The following is a 20,693-nucleotide window of genomic DNA, read 5'->3' on the forward strand; positions in this document are numbered from 1 at the left end:
AAAGAGGAGGAGCACCGTCAGGTACCGGCGTCCTCACTTGGCGATCGTCTGCGCCCAGGGATGGAACGCGGGATCTGCACGGATGCGCTCATGCCCGGACAAACCGTCCGGGAGGATGACCGGCCTTGTGCCGGTACGCCCAGGTTAGCAGCGAAGATCGCAGATCGATTCCCGAGCGGGGGGTGGCTGCCGTCACCCCGGGTCAGGCCTGGAGCGCCGCGTACCCGGGACGGACGACCTGGTCGAGGAGGCGGGCCCGCTCCGCGTCGGCCAGGAAGGCGCCGGCCAGCGCCCGCTCGGTCACCGCCCGCACGTCGTCCCAGGTCCAGCCGAACGTGGTCGCCACGTCGGTGATCTCACTCGTCGCCGAGACGCCGCTCATCAACCGGTTGTCGGTGTTCAGGGTCACGGCGAAGCCGAGCCGGTGCAGCCGGTCCACCGGGTGCGCGGCCAGCGACGGGTAGGCGCCGGTCTGCACGTTCGACGACGGGGCGACCTCCAGGGTCACCTGCTCGTCCCGCACGCGCTGCGCCACGGGGCCGAGCGTGCCGTCGTCCCGCACCTCGTCGGCGATCCGGACACCGTGGCCGAGCCGCTCGGCGCCGGCCCCGTCCAGGGCGGCCACGATGCTGTCGATGCCGGCGGCCTCCCCGGCGTGGATCGTGCGGTGGCCGTGCCCGCGGTCGAGGACGGCGAGGGCCGACGGGATGCGGTCCGGGGGGAAGCCGATCTCCGGGCCGGCCAGGTCGAAGCCCACCACCCCCGCATCCCGGTAGCGCACCACCAGTCCGGCGACCTCGTCCCAGCGGTCGTCCTGCCGCATGGCGCAGAGCAGGGTGCCGATGCGGATCGGCGTGCCCGCCTCCGCGGCGTCCCGGCTGCCCTGCGCGTAGCCGTCGAGCATGGCCTCCACGGCCGCCTCGAGCGGCATGCCGGGGAGGAGCAGCTCGGGAGCCATGCGCACCTCGGCGTACACGACGCCGTCCGCGGCGAGGTCCAGGGCGCACTCGCGCGCCACCCGGTGGACCGCCTCGGGGGTCTGCATCACGCCGACGGTGTGCGCGAACGTCTCCAGGTACCGCACCAGCGACCCCGAGTCGGCCGCCTGCCGGAACCACCGGCCGAGCGCATCGCTGTCGGACGCCGGCAGGCCGCAGTAGCCCGCCGCATCGGCCAGCTCCAGCACGGTCTGCGGCCGCAGCCCGCCGTCCAGGTGGTCGTGCAGGAGGACCTTCGGGGCGCGGCGGACGGTGTCGGCATTGAGCTCAACTGCCATGGTCAGGAAGGTACGGGTCGCGCCGAGTGGGCCCCGGAGGGGTCCGCGTAGGCGGGAGGAAGCGGCTCGACTCGCTGGGAACGGCACCTGGCCGCGGTGTCGTCCGGAGGACGACAGTGATAGGGCCCGGAGGGCTCCCCGAGGCGGGACGGGAGCGGCTCCACGTACCAGGGCAACGGCTCATGGCCGCGGTGTCGTCCGGAGGACGACAGAGTCATGGCCGCGGTGCGGTCCGGAGGACCGCACCGTCGTCATCGGTCCTGCCACCGGAAGGTGGCGACGCAGAGGAACAGGCCGACGACGCACCAGGCGCCCAGGACCAGCGCGATCCGGCCCAGCTCCCAGCTGCCGGCCGGCTCGGCGGCAGCCATCACGTCGGGCAGGAAGACCGAGCGCAGCCCCTGCGCCATCCACTTCAGCGGGAAGACCGCCGCGACGGTCTGCATCCACGTCGGGATCTCGCTGAACTGGAAGAAGACCCCGGAGATGAACTGGAGCAGCAGGGCGAACGGGGTCACCGTCGCCGACGCCGACCGGCCGTTCTTGGCCAGGCTCGACAGGGCGATCCCGAGCAGCGTGTTGGCGGCCGCCCCGAGCGCCGCCACCCAGGCGAAGGTCAGCCACTCGGTGCCCGACGGCAGCTCGATGCCGTAGAAGACGATGCCGATCAGCAGCAGGACCGCGATGATCGCCACGGTGACGGCCAGGACCTGCACCACCTTGCCGACGAAGTAGGCGCTCTTCGGCATCGGCGTCCCGGCCAGGCCCTTCAGCGTCCCGTCCGAACGCTCGGTGGCGATGCTGATCGCCAGGTTCTGCATGCTGGCGCCGAGGATGCCGGCCGCGATGATCCCGGCCATGAAGTACTGGGTGAACGTGACGCCGTTGCCCAGCTCGAAGCTCAGGACCGCCCCGAAGACGACCAGCAGCAGCACCGGCAGCATCAGGGTGAAGACCACCGACTCGCGTTGCCGGAAGAACTCTCTGAGCTCCACCGAGGCCCGCGAGCGGTACACGCTCGGCAGGGAGGGCAGCGGCCGCGCCGTCGCCGGGCGCCTCGCGGTCGTCGGGGTGGTCGTCGTCGGGGTGGTCATCGGGCCTCACCGATCATCTGCAGGTAGACGTCCTCGAGGGTGGGCCGGGCCACCGCGAGGTCGGGGATCTCGGCGGGGAAGCGCCCGGCGAGCTCGCGCAGGAGGGCCGTCGGGGTCGCCGTGGCCTCGGTGCGGCGGACGCCGTCCTCGGTCCAGCTCACGACGGCGGGGGCGGTCTCGCGCCCGCCCAGCAGGGAGGGGACCGCGACCTCGACCAGCCGGCCGCGGGTGATCACGCCGACGCGGTCGGCCAGCGCCTCCGCCTCGTCCAGGTAGTGGGTGGTCAGCAGCATCGTGGTGCCGAGCTCGCGCAGCGACCGGATCAGCGACCAGAACTGGCGCCGCGCCTCGGGGTCGAAGCCGGTGGTCGGCTCGTCGAGGAAGAGCAGGGTCGGCCGGCCGATGATGCCGAGCGCGACGTCGAGCCGGCGACGCTGGCCACCGGAGAGCGATTTCCCGCGGACGCCGGCCTTCTCGGTGAGTCCGACCAGTTCCAGCACCTCGTCGGGATCGCGCGGGTCGGCGTAGTAGGACGCCTGGGCGGTCAGCATCTCGCGGGTGGTCAGCTGGCTGTCCCCGGCTCCGGACTGCAGCACGATGCCCAGCTGCGCCTTCCAGGCACGGGCGCCGTCGGCCGGGTCCTGCCCCAGGACCCGGACGTCACCGGCGTTCCGGGCGCGGTAGCCCTCGCAGATCTCGACCGTCGTCGTCTTGCCGGCGCCGTTGGGCCCCAGCAGCGCGAAGATCTCACCGCGGCGGATGTCGAGATCCAGCCCGTCGACGGCGACGAACCGGCCGTACCGCTTGACCAGGCCCCGGATGGAGATGGCGGCGTCCGGGTCGAGCGGCTCTCTCTCGGGTCCCGCCGCGAGCTCGCGAGTGGTGGGGAGGAGGGAGTCCTTCTGCACGAGGAGACAGTGTCCCCCTCCGACCTGGGGATCCGGCGGCCAGGTGACCGCGGGATCCGCCACATCATCCGGTGATGCGGTCCAGGATCAGCGGCAGCGGCTGCTCGTCCGTGTCGACGCCGATCGCGCCCTCGAGGGCCTCCAGTGCCCGCGGGATCCGTGCTGGGTCGTCCGTCTGCAGCTCCAGCAGCGGCTGACCGGCGGTCACCCGCTCCCCCACCCCGGCGGTCCAGACGACGCCGGCCGCGGCCGAGACCGGGTCCTCCTTGCGGGCGCGACCGGCACCGAGCCGCCAGGCGGCGACGCCAAGCGAGAACGCGTCCAACCGGGTCAGCGTGCCGGTCGCCGGCGCCGTCACCACGTGCCTCTCGGCCGGCGTCGGGAGCGGGGCGTCCGGGTCCCCGCCCTGGGCGGTGATCATCCGCCGCCACACGTCCATCGCCCGGCCGTCGGCCAGCGCGTCGGCAGGGTCGACGTCGTCCCGCCCGGCGCCGGCGAGCATCTCCCGCGCCAGCGCGAGGGTGAGCTCGACGACGTCGGCGGGACCACCACCGGCGAGCACCTCCACCGACTCGGCGACCTCCACGGCGTTGCCGGCGGCCCGGCCCAGCGGCCGGTCCATCGCCGTCACGAGCGCCACCGTCCGCACACCGGCGGCCTCCCCCAGGCCGACCATCGTGCGGGCGAGGGTGCGGGCGTCCTCGGTGTTCTTCATGAAGGCGCCGGAGCCGGTCTTCACGTCCAGCACCAGGGCGTCGGCGCCCTCGGCGATCTTCTTGCTCATGATCGAGCTGGCGATCAGCGGGATCGACTCGACGGTGCCGGTGACGTCGCGCAGCGCGTAGAGCAGCTTGTCCGCCGGCGCGAGATCGTTGCCCGCCGCGCAGATCACCGCACCGACGTCCCGAAGCTGCTGCAGGTAGGCCTCCTCGTGCACGTCGGCCCGCCAGCCGGGGATGGCCTCCAGCTTGTCCAGCGTGCCGCCGGTGTGCCCCAGACCCCGCCCGGACAGCTGCGGCACCGCCACGCCGCAGGCCGCGACCAGCGGCGCGAGCGGCAGGGTGATCTTGTCGCCGACGCCGCCGGTCGAGTGCTTGTCCGCGGTCGGCCGGCCGAGCGAGGAGAGGTCCTTGCGCTCGCCGGAGTCGATCATCGCCTGCGTCCACGCGGCCAGCTCGTCGGCGGCCATGCCGCGGAAGAAGACCGCCATGAGCAGCGCGCTCATCTGCTCGTCGGGGACGTGACCGCCGGTGTAGGCGCCGATGACCCAGCGGATCTGCTCGGCCGTCAGCGTGGCGCCGTCCCGCTTCGCGCGGATGACGTCGATCGCGTCCATCAGGCCCCTCGCTCCGCGGCCGCGACCAGGTCGTCCGGACCGAAGGCGTCCGGCAGCACCTCGCGCATCGGGACGATCCCCAGCGAGACGGTCTCGATGAGCATGTCCGCGCCGCCGTGCTCCCACAGCAGCTGCCGGCAGCGCCCGCACGGCATCAGCGGCTGCCCGTCGCCGCCGACGCAGGCGACCGCGACCAGCCGGCCACCGCCGGTGCGCGCCAGGTCGCTGACCATGCCGCACTCGGCGCACAGGCCCAGGCCGTAGGAGGCGTTCTCGACGTTGCACCCGGTGACGACCCGGCCGTCGTCCACCAGGCCCGCCACACCCACCGGGAACCTGGAGTACGGGGCGTAGGCACGGGTCATCGCCTGCCGCGCCGCGGCCCGCAGTGCCTCCCAGTCGGGCTGAGGCGTGGTCACTAGTGCTCCCCTCGTCGGTACACCAGTCCGTCGGCCCTGGGCATCCGCAGTCGCTGGGAGGCCAGCGACAGCACCAGCAGGGTGGTGAGGTGCGGGGTGAAGAAGACGATGCCGTCGGGCAGTTCCTCGATGGTGACGAAGCCGACCAGCGCCGCCGCGGCGACCACCCCGGCGAATCCGGCCGGGATCCAGCGGCGACGCGCCGCCTGGTGGACGGCCACCCCGACCAGCAGCAGCGCCACCAGGAGCAGGAGCGCGACGACGGCCGTCCGGCTGCGCAGCTGCAGGGCGTCCGCGAAGCCGAACAGACCGGCGCCCGCGGCCAGGCCACCCGGCCGCCAGTTGCCGAAGATGAGCGCGGCCAGCCCGATGAAGCCACGGCCACCGGTCTGCCCCTCGCGGTAGATACCGGCGACGAAGACGAGGAAGACGCCACCGAGGCCGGCCAGCGCGCCGGAGATGATCACCGCGATGTACTTCATCCGGTAGACCGGCACGCCCAGCGAGTCAGCGGCCGCCGGGTTCTCCCCGCACGACCGCAACCGCAGTCCGAACGCCGTCCGCCACAGGATCAGGTAGGAGATCGGGATCAGCAGGAGCGCGAACAGCGTCACCAGACCGAGCCCACCGGTGAGCCCACGGAGGACCCCCGCCAGGTCGCTCAGCAGGAACCAGCCGGTGTTCTCCAGGTCGCCGAGCAGGTCGGGTCCGGAGGACAGCACCGGGAGAGAGATGGCCGGAGGGTCGCCCCGGAGGGACGGCGACTGGGTCGGCCCGCCCCCGGTCCCCTCGACGTAGACCAGCTCCGAGAGGAAGCGCGCGAGGCCGGCGGCCAGGATGTTGATCGCCACACCGGAGATGACGTGGTCGACCCCGAAGGTCACCGTCGCGATGGCGTGCAGCAGGCCGCCGACCGCACCGAGCAGGAGGCCGCCGACGATGGCGCCCCCCCAGCCCCAGTGCCAGCCGGCCCACCCGGCACCCCAGGTGCCGAGGATGAGCATCCCCTCGAGGCCGATGTTCACGACTCCGGCCCGCTCGGAGTACAGGCCGCCGAGCGCGGCGAGCCCGATGGGCACCGCGAGGAGCAGCGCCGCGCGCAGCGTCGAGGACGAGGTCAGCGCCTCCTCCCCGGAGACCGCCCGGGTGAAGGAGAAGACGAACAGCAGCCCGAGGACCAGCCACAGGATCCGTCGGCCCCGGCCACCGCCGGTCAGCAGATCGGTGAGCGGGCCGCGGCTGGGCCGGGTCGCGGTGCCCTCCCCGGTCGTGGGAGCGGTGCTCATGCGCGCGCCTCCTCGGGCGTGCCGGGGACGCCGGTGCGGACGCGGTGGCCGCCGTCCGGTCCGCTGTCGGGGCCCGGGCCGCCGCCCGGGCCGCCACCGTCCCCACCCGGGTCCGGGGGCGCGCCGGTCGCCGCGGCACCGGCCCGCTCGGCCGAGCGCAGGGTCAGCCGGCGGACGACCTCGTTGGCGATCACGACGGCGAGCACGATCGTGCCTTGGATGATGGTGACGACCGAGGCCGGGATGTCGGCGAACTGCAGCGGCAGCGCCGCCCGGTCGAGGAACGCGAACAGCAGCGCGGCCAGGGCGACGCCCACCACGTTGTTGCGGCCGAGCAGGGCCACGGCGATGCCGAGGAAGCCCAGGCCGGCGGTGAACTCGGTCCCGAAGGAGCGGGAGTCCCCCAGCAGGTCCGGCAGGCCGATCAGCCCGGCGACCCCACCCGAGAGCAGCATGGTGGTGACGACCATCCGGCGGGCGTCGACGCCGCTGGCGGTGGCGGCGGACGCCGACATACCCGTCGCCCGCAGGTCGAAGCCGAACCGGGTGCGCTGGACGAGCACCGAGATCACGATGCCGATGAAGACCGCGATGATGAGGAACCCGAACAGCTCGGTGCGCGGCTGCGCCAGGCCGAGGGCACCCAGCACCCCGTTCAGGTCCGGGAACCAGGCCGACTCGGGCAGCGGCGCCGTCGTGATGATCGACGCCCCCTCCTCGCTGCCCCGCAGCGGCCCGGTGAGCAGGAAGGACGCCAGGCCCAGCGCGATGAAGTTGAGCATGATCGAGCTGATGACCTCGCTGACGCCGCGGGTCACCTTCAGCACGCCCACGATGCCCGCCCAGAAGGCACCGACCGCCATCGCGACGACGATCACCAGCAGGACGTGCAGCGGGCCCGGCAGCACGACGGCGGCACCCACCGCGGCGCTGACGACGGTCGCCATCCGGTACTGGCCCTCCACGCCGATGTTGAACAGGCCCATCCGGAAGGCGATCGACACGGCCAGTCCGGCGAGGAACAGCGGGACGGCGCGGTTGAGGATCACCACGATCGACTGGACCTCCTGCGACGGCGTGTCGCCGAGGTCGACCATGACCTGCAACGCCCGCAGCGGGTCCTGACCGATCAGCGCGATCACCACGCCGGAGATGACCAGGGCCACGAGGACGGCGAGCACCGGGCCGAGCAACGCCAGGCCGGTGCGGCGGAACCGGTTCATGCCGCACCCGCCGCGGTCCGGGCGCCGGTCATGTACCCGCCCAGTTCCTCGGGGGTGACCTGGCGGGGGTCCACGGTGGCGACGAGGCGGCCACGGAACATGACGTGCAGGGTGTCGGAGAGCCCGATCAGCTCGTCCAGGTCGGCGGAGATCAGCACGATGCCCATCCCTTCGGCGCGCGCGTCCTTGAGCAACTCCCAGATGACCGCCTGGGCTCCGACGTCGACGCCGCGGGTCGGGTGGGCGGCGACCAGCAACCGCGGGGCGGCGCTCATCTCCCGGCCGATGATCAGCTTCTGCTGGTTCCCACCGGAGAGCGCGACGGCGAGCGAGTCCGGCCCGGGGGCCCGGACGTCGTACTCGCGCATGATCCGCGCCGTGTCGGTGCGGGCGCGGCCGCGGTCGATGAACGGTCCGCGGGCGGCCGGTGGCCGGGTCTGGTGCCCGAGGATCCGGTTCTCCCACAGCGGTGCGTCCAGCAGCATCCCCTGGCGGTGGCGGTCCTCGGGGATGAAGCCCATGCCGGCCTCCCGGCGGGCCCGCGTGCTCCACCCGGTGATGTCCGCCTCCCCCAGCCGGACGGCGCCGGCCGCCAGCGGGCGCAGCCCCATGATCGCGTCGACGAGCTCGGCCTGCCCGTTGCCCTCCACGCCCGCGATGCCGACCACCTCGCCCTCGCGGACGGTCAGGTCCACGGCGTCGACCAGGGGGCGGCCGGCCCCGGAGTCGACCGTGACCCCGGCCAACCGCAGGACGGGGGCCTTGCGGACGGTCGAACTGCGCGTCCCGGGAGTGGGCAGCTCCGAGCCGACCATCATCTGGGCCAGCTCCTTGGCCGTCGTCGTCCGCGGGTCGGCCTCGCCGACCGTCGTCCCGCGGCGGATGACGGTGATCGAGTCGGCCACCCGGCGGACCTCGTCGAGCTTGTGCGAGATGAAGATGACCGCCAGGCCCTCCCGCTTGAGCTCGGCGAGGTTGCCGAACAGCTCGTCGACCTCCTGGGGTACGAGGACGGCGGTCGGCTCGTCGAGGATCAGCGTGCGGGCCCCGCGGTAGAGGACCTTGGCGATCTCGACCCGCTGCCGGTCACCGACGCCGAGGTCCTCCACGAGCACGTCCGGGTCGAGCCCCAGCCGGTAGCGGTCGGAGATGGCGCTGATCCGGCGCCGGGCCTCCGCGCGGTCCAGCCGGCCGCCCTTGGTCGGCTCGCTGCCGAGCACGACGTTCTCCAGAACCGTGAAGTTGTCGGCGAGCATGAAGTGCTGGTGCACCATGCCGATGCCGGCGGCGATGGCGTCCGCCGGGCTGCGGAAGTGGACCTCGCGCCCCTCGAGCAGGATCTGTCCCTCGTCGGGCCGGTGCATCCCGTAGAGAGTCTTCATCAGGGTGGACTTGCCGGCCCCGTTCTCCCCCACGATGGCGTGCACCTCGCCGCGGCGGACCCGCAGCTCGATGTCCTTGTTCGCCACGACGCCGGGGAAACGCTTCGTGATCCCGCGCAGCTCCACCGCGAACGGGGCGGCTGCCCCGTGCCCGGCCGGCGGGGTAGCGCCCGCCGCTCCTGCTGCGGCCATGGGGGCCTCTCTCTCGCGGTCGGCCGCGGATGGCGGCGCACGTCCACTCGTCTGCACCGGCGGGACGCCGATCTCCGCCCGCCGGGTCCTACCGGGTGCGGCCGTCGGCGCACCCCCGGGCACGGGCATGATGCCGCACCGCCTCGCCCTCGATCGGGCCACCCCCGGGAGACCGGCGGCCACGATGACGACGGCGGGCCCGAGCGCGTGCGCCCGGGCCCGCCGTGGACCGAACCGGAGGACGCGGGCCCGCCCGGGAGCGGGCCCGCGCACCGGGTCACGGGGTGGTCGGGACCTCGATCTCGCCGTCGATGATCTGCTGGCGGTACTCCTCGATCTGGGCCTGGATGTCGTCGATCTGGCCGCCCGAGGTGGCCAGGCCGACCCCGTCGCTCGCCAGGTCGTTGGTGATGTCGACGCCGCCCTGGACGTTGCCCTCGGAGTAGTCGGTGATGAACCCCTCCACGGCGTTGTCGACCCGCTTGAGCATCGAGGTCATGATCACGGCCTGGAGCTCCGGGTCGTCGACCGTCTGGTACTGGTCGGAGTCGACACCGATCGCGCGATTACCCGTCTCGGCCGCCGCCTGGAAGACGCCGGTACCCGAGCCACCTGCCGCGTGGTAGACGATGTCGGCGCCGGCGTCGTACATGCTGCGGGCCAGGATCTGACCGCGCGCCGGGTCGCCGAAGCCGGAGAAGTCACCGGCCGGGGAGATGTACTCGACGTCGACCTGGATGTCGGGGTTGACCGCCTTGGCGCCGGCCACGTACCCCGCCTCGAACTTCTGGATCAGCGGCATCTCGACGCCACCGACGAAGCCGATGTGGTCGGTCTCGCTCTTCAGCGCCGCGGCGGCGCCGGCCAGGAACGACCCCTGCTCCTCGGCGAACAGCAGACCGGTCACGTTCTCGACCCCGAGCTCGGCGACCGACGAGTCGACGATCGCGAAGGTGGTGTCGGGGAACTCCTCGGCGACCTCGGCGATCGACTCGCCGTAGGCGAAGCCGACGGCGATGACCGGGTCGAAACCCTCCTGGGCCAGGTTGGCCAGGCCCTCGACACGGTCGGAGCCGTCCTCGTTCGGGCTGAACTCCTGGACCTCGCCACCGAGCGCCTCGACGGCGGCCTCCACGCCGGCGTAGGCCGAGTCGTTGAACGACTGGTCGCCGCGGCCACCCACGTCGTAGGCGAGGCCGACCTCGAGGTTCTCCGCGGCCGCGCCGCCGCCGGTGTCCCCGCCCGCCTCGGGCTCCTCGTCGCTCGCGCAGGCCGCCAGGGCCAGGCTGCCGGCCAGCAGCAGCGCCACGCCGCGCGCGCTGGCCTTCGTCATCCGCGCTCCGCGCAAGACGATCTCCTTCTCTGGGGGGGAGACGCCCGCCGTGCGGCGGCGTCTCCCGGGGGTGTGGATGTGCACGTGTCCGGTGACCCGCGTACGGCGGGCCGTGCGTCACGCCCCCCGGACGCTAATCGCGCCGACGGAGTGCGCTGCCACCCCCGGCACGGACTGAGACCCGATCGTTGCGAAGGCTCATCCGTTCGGGCAGCACTCCCTCCCGGGCGCCGTGGCGCACGTCACCTGCGCATAACCTCCCCGGACATGGGACGACGGTGGCGGGCGGTGTGGCCGGCGACGGCCGCCGCCCTCGTCGTCCTGCTGGCGCCCGTCGCGGCCCAGGCTGGGCCGGCCCGCGAGCCCACCGGCCCGTCTGCGTGGCCCACCGTCGACCACGCCGCCCCGACGCCGACCGCACCCCGCACCGGCCTGCCGCCGCGGGGCAGCGCGCCCGACGGCGGGACCGTGGGCGGTGACCGGCTGCGCGCACGGGGCGTGGTGCTGCCCGCCGGCGCTCCCCCGTTGCCCGCCGGCATCGCCGCATCCGCCTGGCTGGTCGCCGACGCCGGCACCGGGGCGGTGCTGGGCGCGCGGGATCCGCACGGCCGCTACTACCCCGCGAGCACGCTGAAGACGCTGACCTTCCTCACCCTCGCCTCCCGGCTGGACCCGGCCCAGGTGGTGGTGGGCACCGTGGATGACGAGCAGGTGGAGGGCAGCCGGGTCGGGCTGGTCGCCGGCGGGCAGTACCCGGTCTCGCTGCTGTTCACGGCGCTGATGCTGCAGTCGGGCAACGACGCGGCGAACGCGCTGGCCCGCGCGGCCGGCGGCGAGGCCGCCACCCTGGCCGCGATGAACCGGACCGCCCGGGGTCTCGGCGCCTTCGACACCGTCGCCGGCAGCCCGTCGGGCCTCGACGTCGCCGGGCAGTCCTCCTCCGCCTACGACCTGGCGTTGTTCTTCCGGGCCCTCCTGGAGGATCCCGGGACCGCCGCCGTGCTGCGCATCCCGACCGCTGACATGCCGGCGGTCGAGGGCCGGTTCCCCGGCTTCCAGATCCAGAACCAGAACTCCCTGCTCAGCACCTATCCGGGCAACCTGGGCGGCAAGACCGGGTTCACCGACGCCGCCCGGCACACGTTCGTCACCGCCGCCGAGCGCGACGGCCGGCGGCTGGTGGTGAGCGTGCTGGACACCGAGAGCGTGCCGCTGCGGGCGGCCGACCAGGCCGCGCTGCTGCTCGACTGGGGTTTCGCCGTGCCGGCCGGGAACGCGGGCGTCGGCCGGCTCGTCCGCCCCGGCGACCTCGTGGCGGCGCCGACGGCGGCTCCGGCCGCCGCGCCGACGGCACCCGCGGTGGACACCTCGCCCGCCGCTCGCCCGGACGCCGCCGCCCCCGTCGCAGCGGACCCACCGCCCTGGACCGCGGTGGCCCTGACCGTCGCGGCGCTCGGCGGGATGGCCGCGGTCAGCGTGCGGGCGACCGGTCGCCGTCGGGCGCGTCGATCCTCGTCGCCCCGGCTGCCGGGGCGGCGTCCGCCAGCGCCGGGAGGCTGGCCGTCCAGGCGGCGGTGAAGAAGGAGAACCGGAAGACGATGTTGATCCACACCAGGATCCCGACCGCCCCGCCGAAGGCCGACGCGGTCACGCTGCCGGAGATGAGCGACAGGTAGAGGTTGCCGATCAGCTTCAGCACCTCGAACCCGGCGGCACCGAACAGCGCCCCGGGCAGCAGCCGGCGCAGCGGGTGCCGGGTCGAGGGGACCACCTTGAGCAGCCACAGGAAGACGACGGTGTCGCCGGCGAAGGCGAGCGCGAGGCTGATGACGGCGGTGAGGACGAACAGGCCGGGTGCGCCCTCGAGGCCGAGCATCTCGAGCAGCCAGTCGGTGGCCCAGGTGGCCACCCCGGTCAGCCCCAGGCTGAGGACCCCGAGCGCGCCCAGCAGGATGAGCGCCAGGATGTCCTGGACGTTGTCGCGCAGGAACTCCGGCTCCTCCGGGTGCCCCTTCCAGATCCGTTCCATGCCGATGCGCAGCTTGTCCATGGCGCGCAGGCCCGCGTAGACGAAACCGACCAGGCCGACGAGCCCGACCACGCCGGCGGAGCCGACGGCGGCCTGCAGGTTCGTGACGATCTCCGCACCGGTGGAGCCGGGGAAGGTGTCACGGATGGCGCCGTACAGCTCCTGCTGGAGCAGTTCGTTGCCCGAGAGCACCAGCCCGATGACCGAGGCGATCAGCATCAGCACCGGGAAGAGCCCGAGGAACGCGAAGTAGGTGACGCCGGCGGCCATCAGATCGCCCTGCGTCCGCTGGTACCGGCCACCCGCGCGGGCGAGGTGGTCCAGCCACGGGGATCGCCGGCGGGCGGCGTCGACGGTGGACTCGATCCGGTCCCACATCCGGGCCGGCCACGCCTTGCGGGCCGGGCCGTCACCGGTGCGGGAGGAACTCACCGCCCGAGTCTGGGTGATCGGCTTCGGCGCCGCGCCCCGGCCCCACGGGGCTCAGTGCGCGGGACCGGTGAGCGGGTACTCGCCGGCGACCGCCCAACCGCCGTCCGCCGTCTGCTCGAACTCGGTGAAGTGCTGGACGCGGAACTCCGCGGACAGCTCCTGCAGCCCGCTGTAGGCGAGCTCCAGCATGTCGGCCGGGACGTCGTGGGCGACCGTCACGTGCGGGTGGTACGGGAACGACAACGAGCGGGCCAGCGGCCCCTGGCGGACGTCGTTGGCCAGCAGCTCGCAGTTGCCGATGCCGCGGGCCACGGCCACGAACACGACGTCGGAGACCGGCGTGAAGGTGCCCGTCCCCGACAGGTGCATGTCGAAGGGCGGGTGGCCGGCGGCGACGTCGGCGAGGTGCGCGCGGATGGCCGGTCGGTCGGCCACCGGCACCTCGGTCGGGGGCAGCAGGGTCACGTGCGGCGGGACGATCCTCGCCTGCGGGTCGCCGACCTTGGTCCGCCAGTCGGCGAGCAGCTCCGCCCACGGCTCGGGGATCGGCAGGATCACGCCCAGCACCGCCGTCTCCGGTGGCCCGGGGCGACGGGCGACGAAGGTGTCGTCGTTCATGCCGCGGACCCGGCCGGTGGCAGGAAACCCACGCGGTCGTAGACCTGGGCCAGCGTGCCGGCCGCGACCTCCCGGGCCCGCGCGGCGCCCTCGGCGAGGGTCCGCTCCAGCTCCGCCCGGTCGTCGAGCAGCTCGTGGGTGCGCTGCTGGACGGGGGCCACGAACTCGGTCACGACCTCGGCGAGCTCCTTCTTCAGGTCGCCGTAGCCGCGTCCGTCGAAGTCCTGCTCGAGCTGGGCGACCGTCCGCCCGGACAGTGCGCTGTGGATGGTCAGCAGGTTGGTGATGCCCGGCTTGTTCGCGGCGTCCGCCACGACTTCCCGGCCGGTGTCGGTGACCGCCGAGCGGATCTTCTTGGCCGTCACCTTGGGCTCGTCGAGCAGGAACACGCAGCCGGCCCCCGGCAGGCTCTTGCTCATCTGCTTCTCGGGGGTCTGCAGGTCGAGGACCTTCGCCGCGCCGGGCGGGATGAACACCTCGGGCACGGTGAACGTCTCCCCGAACCGCCCGTTGAAGCGGACGGCGAGGTCGCGGGTCAGCTCGAGGTGCTGGCGCTGGTCCTCGCCGACCGGCACCCGCGCGGCCTGGTAGAGCAGGATGTCGGCCACCTGCAGGATCGGGTAGGTGAACAGCCCGACCGTGGTGTTCGCCGCGCCCTGCCGCTGGCTCTTGTCCTTGAACTGGGTCATGCGGCCGGCCTCGCCGAAGCCGGTGAGGCACTGCATCACCCAGCCGAGCTGGGCGTGCTCCGGCACGTGGCTCTGCACGAACAGCGCGCTCCGCGACGGGTCGACGCCGAGGGCGAGCAGCTGGGCCGCGGACGTCAGGGTGTTGCGTCGCAGCTCCGCGGGGTCCTGCGCCACCGTGATCGCGTGCAGGTCGACGACGCAGTAGAAGGCCTCGGCGGAGTCCTGCAGGTCGACCCACTGCCGCAGCGCACCCAGGTAGTTGCCGAGGTGGAAGGAGCCCGCGGTCGGCTGGATGCCGGACAGCACTCGGGGCGATGACATTGAGTGCACGGCCACGTCGGCCATCAAACCAGCCGCAGCCCCGCCCGTTCCGACCTCCCCCGTCCCGGCTCCGGTCGTTGATCGTCCGACCGACCCGGTCACCGCAGGTCAGGGCGCCGGAGCGGCCAGTGCGTCGTCCACTGCGGCGAGGAAGACGTCGTCCTCCTCGGGCGTGCCGACCGTGACCCGGATGCCCTCCCCGGCGAAGGGACGGGTGATGACCGCCCGGGCCTCCAGGGCACCGGCCAGCTCCACCGTCCGCTCCCCCAGCGGCAGCCAGACGAAGTTCGCCTGGCTGTCGGCCACCTCGAACCCCCGCTGCCGCAGCGCTCCGGTCAGCCGGGCGCGTTCGGCGACGACGGCGGCGCACCGGGTGCGCACCTCCGCCTCGCTGGCCAGCGCGGCCACCGCCGCCGCCTGCGCCACCATCCCGACGCTGAACGGCAGGTGCGTCTTGCGCACCGCCTCGGCGACCGCCGGGTCCTCGGCGAGCAGGTAGCCCACCCGCAGACCGGCCAGCCCCCAGGCCTTGGAGAAGGTGCGGAGGACGGCGACGTTGGGCCGGCCGCGCATCAGGTCGACGCCGTCGGGCACGTCGGCGTCGGTCACGAACTCCCGGTAGGCCTCGTCGAGGACCACCAGCGTCTCGGCCGGCACCGCGTCGAGGAACCGTTCCAGCTCCGGGCGGCGCACCGCCGTCCCGGTGGGGTTGTTGGGGTTGCAGACGAAGACCAGGCGGGTGGTGTCGTCCAGCGCCGCGGCGAGGGCGTCCAGGTCGTGGGTGTCGGACGAGCCGCCGTCCCGGCCCGGGGTGAGCGGCACCTGGACGGCGCGGGCGCCGGCCACCCGGGCCAGCAGCGGGTACATCTCGAAGGAGCGCCAGGCGAACGCGATGCTCGTGCCCGGGTCGTTGTAGGCCTGGGCCAGCTCCTGGCAGATGGCGACCGCGCCGCAGCCGGTGGCCACCTGCGCCGGGTCGACGCCGTACCGGTCGGCCAGCGCCCGGGTGAGGACCACCGCACCGTTGTCGGGGTAGCGGTTGGTCTCGGCGACGGCGGCGGTCACGGCCCGGACGACGGCGGGCAGTGGCGGGAACGCGACCTCGTTGCTGGCCAGCTTGACCGCCCGCTCGACACCGATCTCGCGGGCGAGGTCGGCGGGGTTGCGGCCCGGCTTGTAGACCGGGAGCGACTGCACCGCCGGACGGGCACTGACCACGAGATCCTCCACCTCCGCGACCGCCCCCTAGGGTTGCCGCATGCGCGTACTCGTCGCCGGCGGTGCCGGCTACATCGGCAGCGTAGTGACGGCGGCGCTGCTCGCCGACGGCCACGAGGTGACCGTCCTGGACGACCTCTCCACCGGTCACGCGGACGCGGTGCCCGAGGGCGCCACGCTGGCCGAGGTGTCGCTGCACGACTCCGCCCCGGTGCTGGCGGAGGCGCGGCCGGAGGCGGTGCTGCACTTCGCGGCCAAGTCGCTGGTCGGGGTCTCCCAGCAGCGGCCGGAGGAGTACTGGAACACCAACGTCAGCGGCACCTTCGCCCTGCTGGAGGCGATGCGGGCCGCCGACTGCCGCCGGATCGTCTTCTCCTCGACCGCGGCCACCTACGGGGAACCGGACCAGGTGCCCATCCGGGAGGACGCGCCCACCCGGCCGACCAACACCTACGGCGCCTCGAAGCTCGCCGTCGACCACATGCTGACCTCCTACGCCGTCGCGCACGGCTTCGCGGCGGTGAGCCTGCGGTACTTCAACGTCGCGGGCGCGGCCTACGGCCTCGGTGAGCGGCACACCACGGAGACCCACCTGATCCCGATCGCGCTGCAGGTCGCCGCCGGCCGGCGGGAGTCGCTCACCGTCCACGGCGAGGACTACCCGACGCCCGACGGCACCTGCATCCGCGACTACGTGCACGTGGCGGACCTCTCCGATGCCCACCTGCTCGCGCTGCCGGCGCCGGCGGCCGGCGAGCACCGGATCTACAACCTGGGCAACGGCACCGGGTTCTCGGTGCAGGAGGTGGTCGAGGCCGCCCGCGAGGTGACCGGTCACCCGATCCCGGTCACCGTCGGCGAGCGGCGGGCGGGCGACCCCGCCCAGCTGGTCGCCTCCAGCGACCGGATCCGCGCCGAGCTGGGCTGGACGCCGGAGCACACCGACCTGGTCGGCATCGTCCGGGATGCGTGGAAGGTCGCGCAGGCCCGCTGACCCCTTCCCGGGCATAGGAACCTATGCATATGGTTCTGGACCCGAAACCGCAGGCATAGCTTCCTATGCCTACTCCTCAGCCTGCCGGGGCCTCGCTGCTCTCCTCGTCCTCCGGCGCCGGGGCCGGTGGCGGGCTGACCACCAGGCGGGCGATCCGCCGTCCGTCGAGCTCGAGGACGGTGATCGTGCGGCCCTCGATCTCGACGGTGTCGCCGACCTCGGGCAACCGGCCGAGCACCGCCAGCACGTAGCCGGCGGCCGTCTCGTACGGCCCCTCGGGCAACTCCAGGCCGGTGGCCTCGGCGAAGTCGTCCAGGTTGAACAGGCCGTCGACCTCACGGGGCTCGTCCGGCGATCGCTTCGCCTCCGGGGTGACCTCCTCGTCGTACTCGTCGTAGATCTCCCCGATGACCTCCTCGATCAGGTCCTCCAGGGTGACGATGCCGTCGGTGCCGCCGTACTCGTCGACGACGATCGCCAGGTGCTGGTTCTCCCGGCGCATCTCGCTGAGCACCTTCAGCACGCCGGCGGTGCCCGGCAGCCGGGTGACGTCGCGGGCGAGGTCGCCGACGGTCGCGGCCCGTCCGGCCGGATGGCTGGGCAGGAAGAGGTCGCGCACGTGCACGAAGCCGACGACGTCGTCCTGGTCCCGCCCGACGACCGGGAAGCGCGACCAGTTCGACTCGGCGACGAGCTTGGCCGCCCGGCTGGCGGTCATGGAGGCATCGAGGAACTGCACCTCGGTGCGCGGCGTCATGACCTCGCGCACCTCGCGCTCGCCGGCCCGGAAGACCTCGTCGATCAGCCGGCGCTCGTCGCTGCTGAGCGACTCGTGCGCCGCGACCAGGTCGCGCAACTCTTCCTGGCTGATCGAGTCGCCGCTGGCCTTCGGGTCGGCGCCGACCAGCCGGACCAGTCCGTTGGTCGACTTCGACAGCAACCAGATCACCGGGCGGGAGAGCTTGGCGATGGCATTGAGGGGCGCCGCCACCAGCAGAGCGAAGCCCTCGGCGCGCTGCAGCGCCAGCCGCTTGGGGGTCAGCTCGCCGACGACGAGCGACACGTAGCTGATCGCGATGGTGACCAGCACCAGCGCCAGCGTGCCGGCCAGTCCCTCGCTCAGGCCGCGGGTCTGCAGCCAGTCGGCCAGCGGGGCCGACAGGGTGCTGGCGCCGAACGCGGCGGAGAAGAACCCGGCCAGGGTGACGCCCACCTGCACGGCGGCCAGGAACTGGTTCGGATCCTTCAGCAGCTTCTGAACCGCCTTGCCGCGGCGGCCGCCCTGCTCGGCCATCGCCCGGACCTGCGACTCGCGCAGCGAGACCAGGGCGATCTCGGCGCCCGCGAAGACACCGCCGATCATGATGAAGACGACGACCATGACGATGTTGAGCCAAACGTCGCTCACCGGCGGCGTGCTCCTCGGGGTTCGGGGTGCGGACGGACGTGCCCATGGTGCCGGGTCCTTGCTGCCCGGCGGAGCCGTGGGCACACCGGAGCCGACCGGATCGGCCCGTGAGACCGCGCACCCGGCGGGACTACCGCACCCGGGCCAGCACGGTTAGTCTTCGGTGGATAACAGATCGTGATCGAACTGAGGACCTCGATGCGCCACCGGCCTTCTGCTCCCCCGCGGTCGCACCGTCCAGGCGTCCCCGCGCCGCGGCCCCGGCACACCCGACCCGGCCGGCTCGGACTCCTCACCGGCCGGCTGTCCCGGGTCCTCGGCGCGACGGCGGCGGTCACCGCGGCACTGCTGGTGGTGCCGGTCCTGCCCGGTCCGGCCGAGTCGCCGACCGCGGGGCTCGACGCCACCTCGCACACGGGAGCCGCCGGATCGCCCGACTCATCCACCTCGGCGTTCCCCGGCACCTCTCCCGCGCCGGTCACCACCGGCGGCGGCCCGGCCGGCCCAGCCGTCGCGGCGCCGCCCCCGCCGCCGGTGGACGCCCCGCCGGCCGCGCCCCCGTCCACCGAGGCCGCGACCACCGAGACCCCGTCCACCGAGACCCCGACGGCCGGAACCCCGACGGCCGGAACCCCGACGGCCGGAACCCCGACGGCCGGAACCCCGACGGCCGGGACCCCGACGGCCGGGACCCCGACGGCCGAGCCCCCGACGGCCGACGAACTGGCCGGCGCCCGGGTGCCCGAGCCCGGACCGACGCCTCCCTCCGCACCCCCCGCTGCCCCGGCGCCGCCGGCGCCGCCGGCGACCGTCGCGGCCGCCCAGCCGGGCCACTCCCCCGACGAGGCGCAGGTGCTGACCCTGGTGAACGCCGAGCGCGGACGCGCGGGGTGCGGACCGGTCACCGCCGACCCGGGGCTGGCCGCGGTGGCCCGCGCGCACAGCACCGACATGCGCGACCGCGGATTCTTCGACCACGTGAACCTCGACGGGCAGGACCCCTTCGACCGCGCGGACAGGGCCGGCCTCGTCGCCCGGGCGGAGAACATCGCCCGGGGCCAGGCCGACGCCACCGCCGTCATGACCTCGTGGATGAACAGCCCCGGCCACCGGAAGAACATCCTCGACTGCGGACTGACCCGGCTCGGAGTCGGCATCGCCGAGGGTCCCGGCGGCCCCTGGTGGACCCAGCTCTTCGGCTGACGCCCGCAGCAGGGCCGCGGCCGCGCATCAGCGCCGGGGCCAGGACGCACGACGGCCCCCTCACCGCTGGGCGAGGGGGCCGTCGGCTGTGCGGCTACGTCAGGCCATGGCCTTCTGCAGGTTGGTGTCGATGGCCGCCAGGAAGTCCTGGGTGGTCAGCCACGGCTGGTCCTTGGAGATCAGCAGCGCGAGGTCCTTGGTCATCTGGCCGCTCTCGACGGTGTCGATGCAGACCTTCTCCAGGGTCTCGGCGAAGCGGGTCACCTCGGGGGTGTTGTCCAGCTTGCCGCGGTGGGCCAGACCCCGGGTCCAGGCGAAGATGGAGGCGATCGGGTTGGTCGACGTCTCCTTGCCCTGCTGGTGCTGGCGGAAGTGGCGGGTCACCGTGCCGTGCGCGGCCTCGGCCTCGACCGTGCGGCCGTCGGGGCTCATGAGCACCGACGTCATGAGGCCGAGCGAGCCGAAGCCCTGGGCGACGGTGTCGGACTGCACGTCACCGTCGTAGTTCTTGCAGGCCCACACGTAGCCGCCCTCCCACTTGAGGGACGCGGCGACCATGTCGTCGATGAGCCGGTGCTCGTAGGTGATGCCGGCGGCGTCGAACTTCTCCTTGAACTCCGCCTGGAACACCTCCTCGAACAGATCCTTGAACCGGCCGTCGTAGGCCTTGAGGATCGTGTTCTTCGTGGAGAGGTAGACCGGGTATTCGCGCTGCAGGCCGTAGTTCATCGAGGCGCGGGCGAAGTCACGGATCGAGTCGTCGAGGTTGTACATCGCCATCGCGACGCCGCCACCCGGCGACTGGAAGACCTCGTGCTCGATCGGCTCGGAGCCGTCCTTCGGCGTGAAGGTGATCGTCAGGGTCCCCTCACCGGGGAACTTGAAGTCGGTGGCGCGGTACTGGTCACCGAAGGCGTGCCGGCCGACGACGATCGGCTTGGTCCAGCCGGGCACCAGCCGCGGCACGTTCTCCATGATGATCGGCTCGCGGAAGATGACGCCGCCGAGGATGTTGCGGATCGTCCCGTTGGGCGAGCGGTACATCCGCTTGAGGCCGAACTCCTCGACGCGCGCCTCGTCCGGCGTGATGGTCGCGCACTTGACGCCGACGCCGTGCTTCTTGATGGCGTTCGCGGAGTCGACCGTGATCTGGTCGTCGGTCGCGTCCCTGGCCTCGATGCCCAGGTCGTAGTACTCCAGGTTCACGTCGAGGTACGGGAGGATCAGCTGGTCCTTGATGAACTGCCAGATGATCCGGGTCATCTCGTCGCCGTCGAGTTCGACGACGGTGCCCTCGACCTTGATCTTCGCCACGTGCACGTCCCTCTCTGC

General features: G+C 73.2%; 18 protein-coding genes. 3 read left to right on the forward strand and 15 right to left on the reverse strand.

Annotated elements, in window-relative coordinates; translation table 11 throughout:
• Positions 1–202: 202 nt before the first annotated feature.
• The 9 genes from BLASA_RS19155 to BLASA_RS19195 form a co-directional block, all read right to left on the reverse strand.
• Complete coding sequence (locus BLASA_RS19155) at positions 203–1,276, reverse strand: adenosine deaminase (protein WP_014377888.1); 1,074 nt, start codon at positions 1,274–1,276, stop codon at positions 203–205.
• Between the two features lie 251 nt (positions 1,277–1,527).
• Positions 1,528–2,370, reverse strand: coding sequence for an ABC transporter permease (locus BLASA_RS19160; RefSeq protein WP_014377889.1), 843 nt, complete (start codon positions 2,368–2,370; stop codon positions 1,528–1,530).
• A complete protein-coding gene (locus BLASA_RS19165) occupies positions 2,367–3,278 on the reverse strand; it encodes an ABC transporter ATP-binding protein (RefSeq protein WP_014377890.1) in 912 nt (303 codons plus the stop codon). The genes BLASA_RS19160 and BLASA_RS19165 overlap by 4 nt, the downstream gene beginning before the upstream one ends.
• Before the next feature lie 64 nt (positions 3,279–3,342).
• On the reverse strand, positions 3,343–4,614 hold the full coding sequence (locus tag BLASA_RS19170; RefSeq protein ID WP_014377891.1) for a thymidine phosphorylase: 1,272 nt from the start codon (positions 4,612–4,614) through the stop codon (positions 3,343–3,345).
• A complete protein-coding gene (locus BLASA_RS19175; RefSeq protein ID WP_014377892.1) occupies positions 4,614–5,033 on the reverse strand; it encodes a cytidine deaminase in 420 nt (139 codons plus the stop codon). Before BLASA_RS19175 ends, BLASA_RS19170 begins: the two co-directional genes overlap by 1 nt.
• Positions 5,033–6,319 carry an ABC transporter permease gene (locus BLASA_RS19180; RefSeq protein ID WP_014377893.1) on the reverse strand — a complete coding sequence of 429 codons (1,287 nt, stop codon included), beginning with the start codon at positions 6,317–6,319 and terminating at the stop codon, positions 5,033–5,035. The genes BLASA_RS19175 and BLASA_RS19180 overlap by 1 nt, the downstream gene beginning before the upstream one ends.
• Complete coding sequence (locus tag BLASA_RS19185) at positions 6,316–7,542, reverse strand: ABC transporter permease (protein ID WP_014377894.1); 1,227 nt, start codon at positions 7,540–7,542, stop codon at positions 6,316–6,318. The genes BLASA_RS19180 and BLASA_RS19185 overlap by 4 nt, the downstream gene beginning before the upstream one ends.
• Positions 7,539–9,116, reverse strand: coding sequence for an ABC transporter ATP-binding protein (locus tag BLASA_RS19190; protein ID WP_014377895.1), 1,578 nt, complete (start codon positions 9,114–9,116; stop codon positions 7,539–7,541). The genes BLASA_RS19185 and BLASA_RS19190 overlap by 4 nt, the downstream gene beginning before the upstream one ends.
• Before the next feature lie 277 nt (positions 9,117–9,393).
• Positions 9,394–10,449: a BMP family lipoprotein gene (locus tag BLASA_RS19195; RefSeq protein ID WP_041775855.1), complete on the reverse strand. Its 1,056-nt coding sequence runs from the start codon at positions 10,447–10,449 to the stop codon at positions 9,394–9,396.
• A gap of 267 nt (positions 10,450–10,716) precedes the next feature.
• On the opposite strand from BLASA_RS19195, the gene BLASA_RS19200 reads away from it, so the two are divergent.
• Complete coding sequence (locus BLASA_RS19200) at positions 10,717–12,027, forward strand: D-alanyl-D-alanine carboxypeptidase family protein (RefSeq protein ID WP_166486596.1); 1,311 nt, start codon at positions 10,717–10,719, stop codon at positions 12,025–12,027.
• On the opposite strand, the gene BLASA_RS19205 is transcribed toward BLASA_RS19200, so the two are convergent.
• The 4 genes from BLASA_RS19205 to hisC form a co-directional block, all read right to left on the reverse strand.
• Positions 11,921–12,910, reverse strand: coding sequence for a YihY/virulence factor BrkB family protein (locus tag BLASA_RS19205; RefSeq protein WP_231839496.1), 990 nt, complete (start codon positions 12,908–12,910; stop codon positions 11,921–11,923). The genes BLASA_RS19200 and BLASA_RS19205 overlap by 107 nt on opposite strands.
• A gap of 51 nt (positions 12,911–12,961) precedes the next feature.
• Positions 12,962–13,528, reverse strand: a complete 567-nt coding sequence (locus BLASA_RS19210) for a 2'-5' RNA ligase family protein (RefSeq protein ID WP_014377899.1) — start codon at positions 13,526–13,528, stop codon at positions 12,962–12,964.
• Positions 13,525–14,538 (reverse strand): tryptophan--tRNA ligase, encoded by a 1,014-nt coding sequence (trpS, locus tag BLASA_RS19215; RefSeq protein WP_197536239.1) that lies wholly within the window; start codon positions 14,536–14,538, stop codon positions 13,525–13,527. Before trpS ends, BLASA_RS19210 begins: the two co-directional genes overlap by 4 nt.
• A gap of 108 nt (positions 14,539–14,646) precedes the next feature.
• Entirely contained in the window at positions 14,647–15,756 is a 1,110-nt protein-coding gene (gene hisC / locus BLASA_RS19220) for a histidinol-phosphate transaminase (protein ID WP_014377901.1), read from the reverse strand.
• A 40-nt stretch (positions 15,757–15,796) separates the two neighbouring features.
• Here hisC and galE point away from each other — a divergent pair, with 40 nt between their 5' ends.
• The gene (galE, locus tag BLASA_RS19225; protein WP_014377902.1) at positions 15,797–16,750 is read left to right on the forward strand and encodes a UDP-glucose 4-epimerase GalE; all 954 of its coding nucleotides are present in this window, start codon (positions 15,797–15,799) and stop codon (positions 16,748–16,750) included.
• Positions 16,751–16,826: 76 nt separating this feature from the next.
• Here the strand turns inward: galE and BLASA_RS19230 are convergent, their stop codons facing one another.
• Entirely contained in the window at positions 16,827–18,158 is a 1,332-nt protein-coding gene (locus BLASA_RS19230; RefSeq protein WP_014377903.1) for a hemolysin family protein, read from the reverse strand.
• 177 nt (positions 18,159–18,335) lie between these two features.
• Between BLASA_RS19230 and BLASA_RS26070 the strand changes: the two genes are divergently transcribed.
• Positions 18,336–19,361 (forward strand): CAP domain-containing protein, encoded by a 1,026-nt coding sequence (locus tag BLASA_RS26070; protein WP_014377904.1) that lies wholly within the window; start codon positions 18,336–18,338, stop codon positions 19,359–19,361.
• A 99-nt stretch (positions 19,362–19,460) separates the two neighbouring features.
• On the opposite strand, the gene BLASA_RS19240 is transcribed toward BLASA_RS26070, so the two are convergent.
• Positions 19,461–20,675, reverse strand: coding sequence for an NADP-dependent isocitrate dehydrogenase (locus BLASA_RS19240; RefSeq protein WP_014377905.1), 1,215 nt, complete (start codon positions 20,673–20,675; stop codon positions 19,461–19,463).
• Between the last annotated feature and the right edge of the window lie 18 nt (positions 20,676–20,693).

Source organism: Blastococcus saxobsidens DD2 (assembly GCF_000284015.1).
Classification (GTDB): domain Bacteria; phylum Actinomycetota; class Actinomycetes; order Mycobacteriales; family Geodermatophilaceae; genus Blastococcus; species Blastococcus saxobsidens_A.

What these genes read in the sequence shown, in the direction of transcription:
- BLASA_RS19155 (WP_014377888.1), bottom strand. Translation starts at nt 1,276, where the DNA reads ATGGCAGTTGAGCTCAATGCCGACACCGTCCGCCGCGCCCCGAAGGTC.
- BLASA_RS19160 (WP_014377889.1), bottom strand. Translation starts at nt 2,370, where the DNA reads ATGACCACCCCGACGACGACCACCCCGACGACCGCGAGGCGCCCGGCG.
- BLASA_RS19170 (WP_014377891.1), bottom strand. Translation starts at nt 4,614, where the DNA reads ATGGACGCGATCGACGTCATCCGCGCGAAGCGGGACGGCGCCACGCTG.
- BLASA_RS19180 (WP_014377893.1), bottom strand. Translation starts at nt 6,319, where the DNA reads ATGAGCACCGCTCCCACGACCGGGGAGGGCACCGCGACCCGGCCCAGC.
- BLASA_RS19185 (WP_014377894.1), bottom strand. Translation starts at nt 7,542, where the DNA reads ATGAACCGGTTCCGCCGCACCGGCCTGGCGTTGCTCGGCCCGGTGCTC.
- BLASA_RS19190 (WP_014377895.1), bottom strand. Translation starts at nt 9,116, where the DNA reads ATGGCCGCAGCAGGAGCGGCGGGCGCTACCCCGCCGGCCGGGCACGGG.
- BLASA_RS19195 (WP_041775855.1), bottom strand. Translation starts at nt 10,449, where the DNA reads ATGACGAAGGCCAGCGCGCGCGGCGTGGCGCTGCTGCTGGCCGGCAGC.
- BLASA_RS19200 (WP_166486596.1), top strand. Translation starts at nt 10,717, where the DNA reads ATGGGACGACGGTGGCGGGCGGTGTGGCCGGCGACGGCCGCCGCCCTC.
- BLASA_RS19210 (WP_014377899.1), bottom strand. Translation starts at nt 13,528, where the DNA reads ATGAACGACGACACCTTCGTCGCCCGTCGCCCCGGGCCACCGGAGACG.
- trpS (WP_197536239.1), bottom strand. Translation starts at nt 14,538, where the DNA reads ATGTCATCGCCCCGAGTGCTGTCCGGCATCCAGCCGACCGCGGGCTCC.
- galE (WP_014377902.1), top strand. Translation starts at nt 15,797, where the DNA reads ATGCGCGTACTCGTCGCCGGCGGTGCCGGCTACATCGGCAGCGTAGTG.